Below are 14949 nucleotides of genomic sequence, written 5' to 3'. Positions count from 1 at the left end.
GTCTAAAGAGGATCTTGCCCCCAGTCAAGACAAGGCCCCGACCTTCCCGTTTATCCAACCTCGACAAAATGTCTTGATTCGATGAACGGAACGATCAGGGCCTTGGCTCATTTATCGCAGAACTCAGTTACCGCTCGAGTTCAGCGCTTCGGTCAGTGCAGCTTCCACTTCACTGGCGCTTACGCGCAACGGTTTGTCAGCATCACGACGGCGTTTACGCTCGCTGTGATAAGCCAGACCGGTACCAGCCGGGATCAGACGACCCACGACCACGTTTTCTTTCAGGCCGCGCAGGTAATCGCGCTTGCCGGTTACCGCCGCTTCGGTCAGTACGCGAGTGGTTTCCTGGAAGGAAGCCGCCGAGATGAACGATTCGGTGGACAACGACGCCTTGGTGATACCCAGCAGCACGCGAGTGAACTTGGAAACGAATTTCTCGTCGTTCGCCAGGCGCTCGTTCTCTACCAATACGTGAGTCAATTCCATCTGGTCGCCCTTGATGAAACTGGAATCGCCGGATTCAGCGATTTCAACTTTACGCAACATCTGACGCAGGATGGTCTCGATGTGCTTGTCGTTGATCTTCACGCCTTGCAGACGGTAAACGTCCTGGATCTCGTTCACGATGTACTTGGCCAGCGCACTTACACCCAGCAGACGCAGGATGTCGTGTGGATCGCTCGGGCCGTCGGAGATAACTTCGCCGCGGTTTACCTGTTCGCCTTCGAAGACGTTCAGGTGACGCCACTTCGGAATCAGCTCTTCGTACGGATCGCTACCGTCGTTCGGAGTGATGACCAGACGGCGCTTGCCTTTGGTCTCTTTACCGAACGCGATGGTGCCGCTGACTTCAGCCAGAATCGAGGCTTCTTTCGGACGACGGGCTTCGAACAAGTCGGCAACACGCGGCAGACCACCGGTGATGTCACGGGTCTTCGAAGTCTCTTGCGGAATACGAGCGATAACATCACCGATCGCGATTTTCGCACCGTCCGCAACACCGACCAGGGCGTTGGCTGGCAGGAAGTACTGAGCGATAACGTCAGTGCCTGGCAGCAACAGATCCTTGCCGTTGTCATCAACCATCTTCACAGCAGGACGGATATCTTTACCGGCAGCTGGACGGTCTTTGGCGTCGAGAACTTCAATGTTGGTCATACCGGTCAATTCGTCAGTCTGACGCTTGATCGTGATGCCTTCTTCCATGCCCACGTAGGTCACGGTACCTTTCATTTCGGTAACGATTGGGTGAGTGTGCGGATCCCACTTGGCCACGATTGCGCCAGCGTCGACCTTGTCACCTTCTTTAACCGAAATCACAGCACCGTACGGCAGCTTGTAACGCTCGCGCTCACGACCGAAGTCATCAGCGATTGCCAGCTCACCGGAACGGGACACAGCAACCAGGCAACCATCCACTCGCTCAACGTGCTTCAGGTTGTGCAGACGGACGGTACCGCCATTCTTCACCTGAACGCTGTCAGCTGCGGAGGTCCGGCTTGCCGCACCACCGATGTGGAACGTACGCATGGTCAGCTGGGTACCCGGCTCACCGATGGACTGGGCAGCGATAACGCCGACCGCTTCACCGATGTTCACCTGGTGACCACGAGCCAAGTCACGGCCGTAGCACTTGGCGCAAATGCCGTAGCGGGTTTCGCAGCTGATCGGCGAACGCACGATCACTTCGTCGATGCTGTTCAGCTCGATGAACTCGACCCACTTCTCGTCTACCAGAGTGCCGGCAGGAACGATAACTTCCTCGGTACCTGGCTTGAATACGTCACGGGCAATGACACGACCCAATACGCGCTCACCCAACGGCTCAACAACGTCACCGCCTTCAATGTGCGGAGTCATTACCAGGCCATGTTCGGTGCCGCAATCGATCTCGGTCACAACCAGATCCTGCGCCACGTCTACCAGACGACGAGTCAGGTAACCGGAGTTCGCAGTTTTCAACGCGGTATCCGCCAAACCTTTACGAGCACCGTGAGTCGAGATGAAGTACTGAAGTACGCTCAAACCTTCACGGAAGTTCGCAGTAATCGGCGTTTCGATGATGGAACCGTCCGGCTTGGCCATCAGGCCACGCATACCGGCGAGCTGACGGATCTGAGCAGCAGAACCCCGTGCGCCCGAGTCGGCCATCATGTACATCGAGTTGAAGGACTCTTGGTCGACTTCGACGCCATGACGGTCGATGACTTTCTCTTTCGAGAGGTTGGCCATCATCGCCTTGGAAACTTCGTCGTTCGCCTTGGACCAAAGGTCGATCACTTTGTTGTACTTCTCGCCCTGGGTTACCAGGCCGGAGGCGTACTGACTTTCGATCTCTTTCACTTCGTCGGTAGCAGCACCGATGATGCGGGCTTTTTCATCCGGGATAACGAAGTCGTTAACACCGATGGAAACGCCGGAAATAGTCGAATAGGCAAAACCGGTGTACATCAACTGGTCAGCGAAGATTACGGTCTCTTTCAAACCAACCACGCGGTAGCACTGGTTGATCAGCTTGGAGATCGCCTTTTTCTTCATCGGCAGGTTGACGACGTCGTACGACAGACCTTTTGGTACAACCTGGAACAACAGCGCACGGCCGACAGTGGTGTCGACGATACGAGTGTTGGTCACGCTGCCGCCATCACGGTCATTGACGGTTTCGTTGATCCGCACTTTGACTTTTGCGTGCAGCGCGGCTTCGCCGGCACGGAACACACGGTCAACTTCCTGCAGATCCGCGAACACACGACCTTCGCCCTTGGCGTTGATCGCTTCACGAGTCATGTAGTACAGACCCAATACAACGTCCTGCGACGGAACGATGATTGGCTCACCGTTGGCTGGCGACAGAATGTTGTTGGTCGACATCATCAACGCACGCGCTTCCAACTGGGCTTCCAGTGTCAGCGGTACGTGCACGGCCATTTGGTCGCCGTCGAAGTCGGCGTTGTACGCAGCACAGACCAGAGGGTGCAGCTGGATAGCCTTACCTTCGATCAGTACTGGTTCAAACGCCTGGATACCCAGACGGTGAAGGGTCGGCGCACGGTTGAGAAGCACTGGGTGTTCGCGGATAACTTCAGCGAGAACGTCCCAAACTTCCGGCAACTCGCGCTCAACCATCTTCTTCGCAGCTTTGATGGTGGTAGCGAGACCACGCATTTCCAGCTTGCCGAAAATGAACGGCTTGAACAGCTCGAGAGCCATTTTCTTCGGCAGACCGCACTGGTGCAGACGCAGGGTCGGACCTACGGTAATTACCGAACGACCCGAGTAGTCAACACGCTTACCGAGCAAGTTCTGACGGAAACGACCTTGCTTACCCTTGATCATGTCAGCCAAGGATTTCAGAGGACGCTTGTTGGAACCGGTGATAGCGCGACCACGACGACCGTTGTCGAGCAGTGCATCGACGGCTTCCTGCAACATACGCTTTTCGTTGCGCACGATGATGTCCGGAGCGGACAGATCGAGCAGACGCTTCAAGCGGTTGTTACGGTTGATCACTCGACGATACAGATCGTTGAGGTCGGAAGTCGCGAAGCGACCGCCATCCAGCGGGACCAGTGGACGCAGATCTGGCGGCAGAACCGGCAGAACGGTCAGCACCATCCATTCTGGAAGGTTGCCGGAACCCTGGAAGGCTTCCATCAACTTCAGACGCTTGGACAGCTTCTTGATTTTGGTTTCGGAGTTGGTTTGCGGAATTTCTTCACGCAGACGGCCAATCTCGTGTTCCAGGTCGATAGCGTGCAGCAGTTCGCGGACAGCTTCGGCACCCATGCGGGCATCGAAATCGTCGCCGAACTCTTCCAGCGCTTCGAAGTACTGCTCATCGTTCAGCAGCTGACCTTTTTCAAGGGTGGTCATGCCTGGATCGATAACGACATAGCTCTCGAAATAGAGAACGCGTTCGATATCACGCAGGGTCATGTCCATCAGCAAGCCGATACGCGACGGCAGCGATTTCAGGAACCAGATGTGGGCAACTGGCGAGGCCAGTTCGATGTGCGCCATGCGCTCACGACGAACTTTAGCCAGCGCGACTTCAACGCCGCACTTCTCGCAGATCACACCACGGTGCTTCAAGCGCTTGTACTTACCGCACAGGCACTCGTAATCCTTTACCGGGCCAAAGATCTTGGCGCAGAACAGGCCGTCACGCTCAGGTTTGAACGTACGGTAGTTGATGGTTTCCGGCTTTTTAACTTCACCGAACGACCACGAACGGATCATCTCAGGCGATGCCAATCCAATACGGATGGCGTCGAACTCTTCGACTTGACCCTGGTTTTTCAGCAAATTCAGTAGGTCTTTCAAGGCCTTTCCTCCTGGCGGAGCAGAGAGCGGGCAATCCTGCCCCGCTCTCGATTCGCGTCACGTGTTATTCGGTTTCCAGATCGATATCGATGCCGAGGGAACGAATTTCCTTGATCAACACGTTGAAGGACTCGGGCATGCCCGGCTCCATACGGTGATCGCCATCCACGATGTTTTTGTACATCTTGGTACGGCCGTTCACATCGTCCGACTTCACTGTGAGCATTTCTTGCAGAGTGTAAGCGGCACCGTATGCTTCCAGTGCCCAGACCTCCATCTCCCCGAAACGCTGACCACCGAACTGTGCCTTACCACCCAGCGGCTGCTGGGTAACCAGGCTGTACGAACCGGTAGAACGAGCGTGCATCTTGTCGTCTACCAAGTGGTTCAGCTTCAGCATGTACATGTAGCCAACAGTAACCGGGCGCTCGAACTTGTTGCCGGTACGGCCGTCGGTCAGCTGCATCTGGCCGCTTTCTGGCAGGTCTGCCAGTTTCAGCATGGCCTTGATTTCGCTTTCCTTGGCGCCGTCGAACACTGGAGTGGCCATTGGAACGCCGCCACGCAGGTTCTTCGCCAGATCCAGGATTTCCTGATCGGAGAAGCTATCCAGATCTTCGTTGCGACCGCCGATCTCGTTGTAGATCTCGTGCAGGAACTTGCGAAGCTCGGCGACTTTGCGCTGCTCTTCGATCATCCGGTTGATCTTCTCGCCCAGACCTTTAGCCGCGAGGCCCAGGTGGGTTTCAAGGATCTGACCAACGTTCATACGCGAAGGTACGCCCAACGGGTTGAGGACGACGTCGACCGGGGTGCCATTGGCATCGTGCGGCATGTCTTCAACCGGCATGATCACGGAGACCACACCTTTGTTACCGTGACGACCGGCCATCTTGTCGCCCGGCTGGATGCGGCGACGGATTGCCAGGTAAACCTTGACGATTTTCAGCACACCTGGAGCCAGGTCATCGCCCTGCTGCAGTTTGCGCTTCTTGTCTTCGAACTTGTCGTCCAGCAGACGGCGGCGATCAACGATGTAGGCCTGAGCCTTCTCGAGCTGCTCGTTCAGAGCATCTTCAGCCATGCGCAGTTTGAACCACTGACCATGCTCAAGACCGTCGAGAACTTCGTCGGTGATGTCCTGACCTTTCTTCAGACCGGCGCCGCCTTCGGCTTTATGGCCGACCAGAGCGGAACGCAGACGTTCGAAAGTGGCGCCTTCAACGATACGGAACTCTTCGTTCAGGTCCTTGCGGATCTCGTCGAGCTGAGTCTTCTCGATCGACAGTGCACGAGCATCACGCTCAACGCCGTCGCGGGTGAAGACCTGTACGTCGATGACAGTACCCTTGGTACCGGTAGGTACACGCAGGGAGGTGTCTTTAACGTCGCTGGCTTTTTCACCGAAGATGGCACGCAGCAGCTTCTCTTCCGGAGTCAGTTGAGTCTCGCCTTTCGGAGTGACCTTACCGACCAGAATGTCGCCTGCGCCAACTTCAGCACCTACGTAAACGATACCGGCTTCGTCCAGTTTGTTCAGTGCAGCTTCACCCACGTTAGGGATGTCTGCAGTGATTTCCTCAGGCCCAAGCTTGGTGTCACGTGCCACACAGGTCAGTTCCTGAATGTGGATCGTGGTGAAGCGATCTTCCTGAACAACACGCTCGGACAGGCAGATGGAGTCTTCGAAGTTGAAGCCGTTCCATGCCATGAACGCGATGCGCATGTTCTGACCCAGAGCCAGCTCACCCATGTCGGTGGACGGGCCGTCGGCCATGATGTCGCTGCGCTGGACCCGATCACCTTTACGCACCAGCGGACGCTGGTTGATGCAGGTGTTCTGGTTAGAGCGGGTGTATTTGGTCAGGTTGTAGATGTCGACACCAGCTTCGCCGGTTTCAACTTCGTCATCAGCAACACGAACCACGATACGGCTGGCGTCCACGGAATCGATAACACCGCCACGACGAGCCACGACGCAAACGCCGGAGTCACGAGCTACGTTACGCTCCATGCCGGTACCGACCAGCGGCTTGTCAGCACGCAGAGTTGGTACAGCTTGACGCTGCATGTTCGAACCCATCAACGCACGGTTGGCGTCGTCGTGCTCGAGGAACGGGATCAGCGACGCTGCAACCGAAACTACCTGCTTCGGCGATACGTCCATCAAGGTGACGTCTTCCGGCGCCTTGACGGTGAACTCGTTCAAGTGACGAACAGCTACCAGCTCGTCGATCAGGACTTTCTTGTCGTTCATCGTGGCCGAAGCCTGAGCGATCACATGATCAGCTTCTTCGATGGCGGACAGGAAAACGATCTCGTCGGTGACCAGAGCGTCTTTCACCACACGGTACGGGCTCTCAAGGAAGCCGTACTGGTTGGTGCGCGCATAGGCGGCCAGGGAGTTGATCAGACCGATGTTCGGACCTTCCGGCGTTTCGATCGGGCATACACGACCGTAGTGAGTCGGGTGTACGTCACGAACTTCAAAGCCGGCACGCTCACGAGTCAAACCGCCAGGGCCGAGTGCAGACACACGACGCTTGTGGGTGATCTCGGACAGCGGGTTGTTCTGGTCCATGAACTGGGACAGCTGGCTGGAACCGAAGAACTCTTTCACCGCCGCAGCCACTGGCTTGGCGTTGATCAGGTCTTGCGGCATCAGGCCTTCGCTTTCAGCCATCGACAGACGCTCTTTGACCGCACGCTCAACACGTACCAGGCCAACGCGGAACTGGTTCTCGGCCATTTCGCCTACGCAGCGAACACGACGGTTACCCAGGTGGTCGATGTCATCGACGATGCCTTTACCGTTACGGATGTCGACCAGAGTCTTCAGAACCGCGACGATGTCTTCTTTGCACAACACGCCCGAACCTTCGATCTCGGTACGACCGATACGACGGTTGAACTTCATCCGGCCGACCGCAGACAGGTCATAGCGCTCAGGGCTGAAGAACAGGTTGTTGAACAGAGTCTCGGCAGCGTCTTTGGTTGGCGGCTCGCCTGGACGCATCATGCGATAGATCTCGACCAGCGCTTCCAATTGGTTGCTGGTGGAGTCGATCTTCAAGGTGTCGGAGACGAACGGACCGCAGTCGATATCGTTGGTGTACAGAGTTTCGATGCGGACAACCTGAGCCTTGGCGATTTTCGCCAGGATCTCGGTGTTCAGCTCGGTGTTGCACTCTGCCAGGATTTCGCCGGTTGCCGGATGCACGATGACCTTGGCGGTAGTGCGACCCAGGACGTAGTCCAGAGGCACTTGCAGCTCTTTGATCCCGGCTTTTTCCAGCTGGTTGATGTGGCGAGCGGTGATACGACGACCCTGCTCGACAATAACCTTGCCTTTGTCATCCAGGATATCCAGGACAGCAATTTCACCACGCAGGCGCTGAGGCACCAGTTCCAGGCTGAGGTTTTCACCTTGCACGTGGAAGACGTTGGTGGTGTAGAACGCGTCGAGCACTTCTTCAGTGGTATAGCCGAGCGCGCGCAGCAGTACCGATGCAGGCAGCTTGCGACGACGGTCGATACGCACGAACACGCAGTCTTTCGGATCGAACTCGAAGTCCAACCACGAACCGCGGTAAGGAATGATGCGCGCGGAGTACAGCAGTTTGCCGGAGCTGTGCGTCTTGCCACGGTCGTGGTCGAAGAACACGCCCGGGGAACGGTGCAGCTGGGAAACGATTACACGCTCGGTACCGTTGATTACGAAGGTACCGTTCTCAGTCATCAGGGGGATTTCACCCATGTAGACTTCTTGCTCTTTGATGTCCTTGATCGCTTTGTTCGACGATTCTTTGTCGAAAATGATCAGGCGCACTTTTACCCGCAAAGGTACGGCGTAAGTTACACCGCGCAATACGCATTCTTTGACATCAAATGCCGGTTCGCCCAGGCGATAACCGACGTACTCCAGCGCAGCATTGCCGGAGTAGCTGATGATCGGGAAAACGGATTTGAAGGCCGCATGCAGGCCCACGTCGCGGAACTGATCTTTAGTCGCTCCCGCTTGCAAGAATTCACGATACGAATCCAGCTGGATGGCCAGGAGGTACGGCACATCCATGACGTCCGGCAACTTGCTAAAGTCCTTGCGGATACGTTTTTTCTCAGTATATGAGTAAGCCATCAGCGTTCCCCAGCTTGGTCACCTGCTTGTTTGGCCCCTCCCGACGGGAGCAGCCAGAAAATCGTGCAAACCCCATGGTTTGCGCCACCGCATCGGGTGGTTACAACTCGTTATCAGCACCGACCCAGTCGGCTGCCAATAACGGAAAAAGGCCGGTGGCAAGAGCCACCAGCCATCAGCCTTTCGCTTAACGCTCGGGCTGGAGGAGCAAAGTCGATGCTTACTTCAGCTCGACTTTAGCGCCTGCTTCTTCCAGTACTGCTTTGGCTTTGTCAGCTGCGTCTTTGGCAACAGCTTCCAGAACCATGGCAGGAGCGCCGTCAACTACAGCCTTGGCTTCTTTCAGGCCCAGACCGGTCAGTTCACGTACAGCCTTGATCACGTTAACTTTCTTCTCGCCAGCTTCGGTCAGCATGACGTTGAATTCAGTTTGCTCTTCAACAACAGCGGCAGCAGCAGCTGGACCAGCCGATGCAGCAGCAGCGGTAACGCCGAATTTTTCTTCGAAAGCTTTGATCAGCTCAACAACTTCCATTACGGACATGTTGCCAACTGCTTCAAGGATATCGTTCTGAGAGATAGACATGAATCTAATTCCTGATATTGGGGACGGCCTACGCGACCATCGAAATAAACAAAAAACGCGAGAAGGAGACGAGCCTTAGGCTGCGGCAGCTTCTTTTTGGTCGCGAACTGCCGCCAGAGTACGAGCCAACTTGCTGGTAGCGCCTTGAATCACGCTCATCAGCTGAGAAATAGCTTCGTTACGGGTCGGCAGGGTTGCCAGTACGTCGATCTGATTAGCTGCGAGGAACTTGCCCTCGAACGCAGCTGCCTTGATCTCGAACTTATCCTGACCTTTTGCGAACTCTTTGAAGATACGAGCAGCAGCGCCCGGATGTTCTTTGGAGAATGCAATCAAGGTAGGGCCGGTGAACACGTCGTTGAGAACACTGTATTCAGTGTCGGCAACGGCGCGCTTGAGCAGGGTGTTACGTACAACACGTACGTAAACGCCAGCTTCACGAGCCTCTTTACGGAGTCCGGTCATTGCGCCTACTGTTACGCCACGGGCATCAGCCACGACAGCGGACAGAGCGACTTTGGCAGCCTCGTTGACTTCAGCGACGATGGCCTTCTTGTCTTCGAGTTTAATTGCCACGGGTTTAACTCCTGCTTGTTACCGTTTCATCCGACCGGAGCCGGATGTCGTTTTGGTGTCTGATTCGGTAAGGAACCGGGAGCACCATCTGCGTAGGCTTGAGGTTTAAGACTTGCGTCGCCTACGGTCTTGGATAGCCCCCGCCAGGCAGGGACCCCAATCTTTCAATTGGCGCAATCGCTTACGCCAACCTGTGTCTTACGCGTCGAGCGAGCTTTGGTCGATGACCAGACCTGGGCCCATAGTGGTGCTCAGGGTAACGCGCTTGACGTAAATGCCTTTCGAGGAAGCTGGCTTGATACGCTTCAGATCAGCGATCAGGGCTTCAACGTTTTCCTTCAGCTTGACGGCGTCGAAGCCAATCTTGCCAACGGAAGTGTGGATGATGCCGTTTTTGTCGGTGCGATAACGAACCTGACCAGCCTTGGCGTTTTTAACCGCGGTAGCTACGTCTGGAGTTACGGTGCCGACTTTAGGGTTAGGCATCAGGCCACGTGGACCGAGGATCTGACCCAACTGACCTACAACGCGCATTGCATCCGGGGATGCGATAACTACGTCATAGTTCAGGTCGCCGCCTTTCATTTCGGCAGCCAGGTCGTCCATACCTACACGGTCAGCGCCGGCAGCCAGAGCGGCCTCAGCAGCTGGACCCTGGGTGAACACAGCAACGCGAACAGTCTTGCCAGTGCCGTGGGGCAGCACAGTAGCGCTACGAACGACCTGGTCGGATTTACGCGGGTCAACACCCAGGTTCACAGCAACGTCGAACGACTCGCTGAACTTGACAGTCGACAGCTCAGCCAGCAGAGAAGCAGCGTCTACAAAGTTGTAGGACTTGCCTGCTTCGATTTTGCCGGCGATAGCCTTTTGACGCTTAGTCAACTTAGCCATTACACACCCTCCACGTTAAGGCCCATGCTACGAGCAGAACCGGCGATGGTACGCACGGCTGCTTCCATATCAGCTGCAGTCAGATCCGCGTTTTTAACTTTCGCGATTTCTTCCAGCTGAGCACGAGTCACAGTGCCAACCTTAACGGTGTTCGGACGAGCGGAACCGCTAGTCAGACCAGCCGCCTTCTTCAGCAGAACCGAAGCAGGGGTGGATTTGGTTTCGAAAGTGAAGCTACGGTCGCTGTAGACAGTGATGATCACTGGAGTCGGCAGACCTGGCTCAATACCCTGAGTACGGGCGTTGAAAGCCTTGCAGAATTCCATGATGTTCACGCCGTGCTGACCCAGAGCAGGACCAACAGGTGGGCTTGGGTTAGCCTGAGCGGCCTTCACTTGCAGCTTGATGTAAGCGGTAATCTTCTTGGCCATGAGGCACTCCAATTACGGGTTCGAACGCCTCGAAAGGCTCCCCGGTTACTTGCGCGTTTATCCCAGTGACGACAAAACCCCACAGCCTGGGGCTGCGGGGTTGGGATGCTTGCTCAGCTAGACTTTTTCGACCTGGCTGAACTCTAGCTCTACCGGAGTAGAGCGACCGAAAATGAGCACTGCCACTTGGATCCGGCTCTTTTCGTAGTTAACTTCTTCAACCGTGCCGGTAAAGTCGGCAAACGGCCCGTCGTTGACACGCACCGACTCACCAGGCTCGAACAACGTCTTCGGCTTAGGCTTATCGCTACCATCAGCGACACGACGCAGAATCGCTTCTGCCTCTTTGTCTGTGATTGGTGCAGGCTTATCAGCGGTACCGCCGATGAAACCCATCACCCGAGGAGTATCCTTGACCAAGTGCCAAGTACCCTCGTTCATGTCCATCTGAACCAGCACATAACCTGGGAAGAACTTACGCTCGCTTTTGCGCTTCTGGCCATTACGCATTTCAACCACTTCTTCAGTGGGAACCAGAATTTCGCCAAAGCCATCTTCCATGCCAGCCAGCTTTACGCGCTCTACTAGCGAGCGCATGACATGCTTCTCGTAACCGGAGTAAGCATGCACAACGTACCAACGCTTAGCCACGGGACACCCTTAGCCGACAATCAAGGAAACAAGCCAGCCGAGCAGGGAATCAAGCCCCCACAACAGCAACGCCATAACCAACACAACAGCGACAACGATCAACGTGGTCTGCGTGGTTTCTTGGCGAGTTGGCCATACGACTTTACGAATCTCGGTGCGAGCTTCCTTAACCAGTACAAAGAAAGACTTGCCCTTGACTGTTTGCAGGCCTACGAAGGCAGCCACAGCGGCAATGACAAGCAATGCAAGTACGCGGTACAGGATCGGCGAAGCAGAGTAATACTGATTACCAACAACGCCAACAACCACCAAAGCGACTACTACTAGCCACTTGAGCAGATCGAAGCGAGAGCCTTGAGCTTCAGCTTTAGGAGTCATCTATGAAGATCCTGTGAAAAGAAAGCCAGACACACCAAGTGAATCTGGCAGGTCAGGAGGGAATCGAACCCCCAACCTACGGTTTTGGAGACCGTCGCTCTGCCAATTGAGCTACTGACCTAAAACAAAATCAGGCCGACCATTATGCCGACCCGAAAAAGACATTACAACACCTTACTCGACAGCCTCGACCTTAAGGCCAAAGCCACCCGCGCAACCAGCCAACAAAAAAAACAACAAGGCCTGATCGCAACCCTTAAAACAAAGGCAGATATTTTCATATCTGCCTTGTTATATGGAGCTCTTGAGCGGATTTGAACCGCTGACCTCACCCTTACCAAGGGTGTGCTCTACCAACTGAGCTACAAGAGCGTAACACTTTGCAGGACCTGCAAACTTGGAGCGGGTAGCGGGAATCGAACCCGCATCATCAGCTTGGAAGGCTGAGGTTCTACCACTAAACTATACCCGCGAGGCTTGCAGCTCTCGCTAAAAATGGTGGAGGGGGAAGGATTCGAACCTTCGAAGTCGTAGACGTCAGATTTACAGTCTGATCCCTTTGGCCGCTCGGGAACCCCTCCTAAGCGAGCCGGCATTCTATATCATGCCAGCCTTCTGTCAAGCATTTTCTCATTAAAAACCTGAGGTTAGCTGCGTTGACATCACTTCGTTGTGTTTGCTGTTAAAGGCGTTCACTGCGAAGCGGGCGCCATTCTATTCAAACTATTCAGCCGGTGCAACCCCCTCACACGGCATTATTTTATGTTTTAACTCATTGAATTCTCTAGAAAGGTTTTGCAGCTGAACCTCACCCAGCCAACGCCGGCTTTCAGGGGCGATCTGAACCCAATAACCCGCGAATTCAAGATGATCCTTTGGCAGGAGCTGATACTTGATTTCCATGCCATTCAAGCGCCGCTCAACTGCCTGAACCGCTTCTTGACGAACAAAACCACCCAAGTACAAACAGCTATTGTCCGGCAGAGCAGCCTTCCCCTTATCAAGGACCGGATCAGCCGCCTCGCTCAACAAGCGAATATCCTGCTGCCCTCCCCTATACAAACTGAGAGGAGTGACATCCTTCGCGCGCAGAGGAGCCTCTTGTTGGTGCCAGATGTAATAGAACACATTCAGAACAAGCAGCAGCAGAAACAACCAACGCATAAGAACCTCAGGACAAAGGACATGCCATAGCCAAACCCACAAATACCAGGTCCGGAACCACTCTAGCCTCTGGCACAATCTCAGAAACCAACCCGGCATCCCCACCGGTCAGAAACACGGAGAAATCCGCCCCCCAGTAGCTACGCGCAAGCTCCAGCTGGGTCAGAACAAAGCCTCTAAGCATCAACGAGCAGCCCCGCTCAACCGCTTCGACGGTTGTGCGACCTGGAACGAGACTCTCCATGGCGCGCTCAGCCGCCAGATCCCCATAACGAATTTTACGGGTATGGGTGCGCAATTGATTTCGCATCAATGGCATTCCCGGACAAATAAACCCCCCGAGATGCTCTCCATCACCAGCGACGAAATCTGCAGTGACAGCAGTACCAAAATCAAGCACCAGGCATGCACCCGACGCTAATTGGAACCCCCCAAGCATCGCCAGCCAGCGGTCGAGCCCCAGGCGCTCGAACTCCTCATAGCCATTGCGAACCCCCGACATTTCGCGAGCGGGCGCAGCGCAAACTACTGACACTCCAAAAGTATCGGTCAGCAGAGTAATCAATGCACCGGTCTCTTCTGCCGTTCGGACACTGACCAATCGGCAAAACTTGAGGGCGAGCCCCTTGAGCGCGCTCAAGCTCTCCAGCAATGCAAGATTGGAGTCGACGACGCCCTCGCCAACCGTCTGGCGAGCATCAGCTTCAAGCACTCGCCACTTGATAAAACTGTTTCCGCAGTCGAGCTCAAGAATCATCACGCAACCTCAAGCTGAGCTCACCACCACTAAAGACTTTTTCCACACCGCCCACCTTCAAGCGAAGAGCACCCTGACTATCAATACCCAGTACCTCGCCATCTATATGGTTAACTCCGGCGATCAACGACACCGCCCGGCCCTGCCACAGATGATTCTGCTCCCACTCTGCCTGGATAGCGGAAAATCCGCCGACTTGATGTCGACTCAAATAAACCTGGAGCATCTGCCCCAACTGCGCGACCAAGTGATTGCGATCGAATGTCCGTCCCGACTCAAGCCGCAAGGACGTCCACTGCTGATCAACCTCGTCGGTCATCTGCATGTTCACATTGATCCCGACACCCAGAACCACATGGCACACATCAGCAGGATCACCTACCAACTCAAGCAGTATCCCCGCGAGTTTTTTTTGACCAACCAGAACATCGTTGGGCCATTTCAAACCTGCATCTGATACGCCCAGCGCTCGCAAGGTTTGCAACACAGCAAGTCCAACAACAAGACTCAAGCCTTCCAACTGGCGCATGCCACCCTCAATACGCAACACCAGACTGTAATAGATATTTTCCGCGAAAGGACTCGCCCACTTACGCCCACGGCGCCCACGGCCGGACGTCTGCCGCTCGGCGAGCACAAGAAATGGCGCTACCTGACCGCGCTCTATTGCACGCAGCGCCTCGGCGTTAGTGGAGTCAATTGAATCGAAAACCAGAATGGGCCAATCACAAGAAGGCGCCTGCTCTGCTATTGCGACAGAGTCGAGCAGTGTCAACGGCGAGGCCAATTGATAACCACGCCCCCGCACCTTGTGGATGGACAAGCCAAGCTCAGCCTCGAGAAGCTGAAGCTGCTTCCACACAGCACTCCGACTGACACCTAAAGCGGTGCCCAGGGCCTGACCTGAATGGAATCGGCCATCCTTAAGAAGCTTTAACAACGTCAGCATGCAAGTCCCGCCTCACAATGAGGCCCGCATGATAGCCATGCCTTGAGCCGTTGCATAGAAACCGTACCGGGCAGATTTTCTTGCGGGCAAAACAAAACCCCA

Annotated in this window: 12 protein-coding genes and 4 tRNA genes; 1 reads left to right on the top strand and 15 read right to left on the bottom strand. The window is 55.2% G+C overall.

Annotation, left to right across the window (positions count from 1 at the left end; translation table 11 throughout):
* Positions 1 to 123: 123 nt before the first annotated feature.
* From rpoC to PMI32_RS11245, 9 genes are all read right to left on the bottom strand, one after another.
* Positions 124 to 4323 (bottom strand): DNA-directed RNA polymerase subunit beta', encoded by a 4200-nt coding sequence (gene rpoC / locus PMI32_RS11205; protein WP_008030891.1) that lies wholly within the window; start codon positions 4321 to 4323, stop codon positions 124 to 126.
* 64 nt (positions 4324 to 4387) lie between these two features.
* Complete coding sequence (rpoB, locus tag PMI32_RS11210) at positions 4388 to 8461, bottom strand: DNA-directed RNA polymerase subunit beta (protein ID WP_008030889.1); 4074 nt, start codon at positions 8459 to 8461, stop codon at positions 4388 to 4390.
* A gap of 220 nt (positions 8462 to 8681) precedes the next feature.
* A complete protein-coding gene (rplL, locus tag PMI32_RS11215; RefSeq protein WP_008030886.1) occupies positions 8682 to 9047 on the bottom strand; it encodes a 50S ribosomal protein L7/L12 in 366 nt (121 codons plus the stop codon).
* Positions 9048 to 9122: 75 nt separating this feature from the next.
* Positions 9123 to 9623 carry a 50S ribosomal protein L10 gene (gene rplJ, locus PMI32_RS11220; RefSeq protein WP_008030884.1) on the bottom strand — a complete coding sequence of 167 codons (501 nt, stop codon included), beginning with the start codon at positions 9621 to 9623 and terminating at the stop codon, positions 9123 to 9125.
* Between the two features lie 198 nt (positions 9624 to 9821).
* The gene (gene rplA, locus PMI32_RS11225) at positions 9822 to 10517 is read right to left on the bottom strand and encodes a 50S ribosomal protein L1 (RefSeq protein WP_008030883.1); all 696 of its coding nucleotides are present in this window, start codon (positions 10515 to 10517) and stop codon (positions 9822 to 9824) included.
* The gene (rplK, locus tag PMI32_RS11230; protein ID WP_008030880.1) at positions 10517 to 10948 is read right to left on the bottom strand and encodes a 50S ribosomal protein L11; all 432 of its coding nucleotides are present in this window, start codon (positions 10946 to 10948) and stop codon (positions 10517 to 10519) included. The genes rplA and rplK overlap by 1 nt, the downstream gene beginning before the upstream one ends.
* Positions 10949 to 11065: 117 nt before the next feature.
* Positions 11066 to 11599 carry a transcription termination/antitermination protein NusG gene (nusG, locus tag PMI32_RS11235; RefSeq protein ID WP_007896622.1) on the bottom strand — a complete coding sequence of 178 codons (534 nt, stop codon included), beginning with the start codon at positions 11597 to 11599 and terminating at the stop codon, positions 11066 to 11068.
* A gap of 9 nt (positions 11600 to 11608) precedes the next feature.
* Positions 11609 to 11977, bottom strand: coding sequence for a preprotein translocase subunit SecE (gene secE, locus PMI32_RS11240; protein ID WP_007896620.1), 369 nt, complete (start codon positions 11975 to 11977; stop codon positions 11609 to 11611).
* A 45-nt stretch (positions 11978 to 12022) separates the two neighbouring features.
* A tRNA-Trp gene (locus PMI32_RS11245) sits at positions 12023 to 12098 on the bottom strand.
* A gap of 23 nt (positions 12099 to 12121) precedes the next feature.
* Here PMI32_RS11245 and PMI32_RS30310 point away from each other — a divergent pair.
* Complete coding sequence (locus PMI32_RS30310; RefSeq protein WP_157214369.1) at positions 12122 to 12295, top strand: hypothetical protein; 174 nt, start codon at positions 12122 to 12124, stop codon at positions 12293 to 12295.
* Here the strand turns inward: PMI32_RS30310 and PMI32_RS11250 are convergent.
* The 6 genes from PMI32_RS11250 to birA all read right to left on the bottom strand — a co-directional run bounded on the left by PMI32_RS11250 (position 12274) and on the right by birA (position 14847).
* Positions 12274 to 12349 (bottom strand) — tRNA-Thr (locus PMI32_RS11250). The two genes, PMI32_RS30310 and PMI32_RS11250, sit on opposite strands and share 22 nt — an antisense overlap.
* A gap of 26 nt (positions 12350 to 12375) precedes the next feature.
* Positions 12376 to 12449, bottom strand: a tRNA-Gly gene (locus PMI32_RS11255).
* A 24-nt stretch (positions 12450 to 12473) separates the two neighbouring features.
* Positions 12474 to 12558, bottom strand: a tRNA-Tyr gene (locus PMI32_RS11260).
* 142 nt (positions 12559 to 12700) lie between these two features.
* A complete protein-coding gene (locus PMI32_RS11265) occupies positions 12701 to 13141 on the bottom strand; it encodes a hypothetical protein (RefSeq protein ID WP_008030877.1) in 441 nt (146 codons plus the stop codon).
* Between the two features lie 7 nt (positions 13142 to 13148).
* Positions 13149 to 13898, bottom strand: coding sequence for a pantothenate kinase (locus PMI32_RS11270; RefSeq protein WP_008030876.1), 750 nt, complete (start codon positions 13896 to 13898; stop codon positions 13149 to 13151).
* Positions 13888 to 14847, bottom strand: coding sequence for a bifunctional biotin--[acetyl-CoA-carboxylase] ligase/biotin operon repressor BirA (birA, locus tag PMI32_RS11275; RefSeq protein ID WP_008030874.1), 960 nt, complete (start codon positions 14845 to 14847; stop codon positions 13888 to 13890). The genes PMI32_RS11270 and birA overlap by 11 nt, the downstream gene beginning before the upstream one ends.
* Positions 14848 to 14949 lie beyond the last annotated feature (102 nt).

The organism is Pseudomonas sp. GM60, from assembly GCF_000282415.1.
GTDB lineage: Bacteria > Pseudomonadota > Gammaproteobacteria > Pseudomonadales > Pseudomonadaceae > Aquipseudomonas > Aquipseudomonas migulae.
This window is presented reverse-complemented; position numbering and strand designations above follow the sequence as displayed.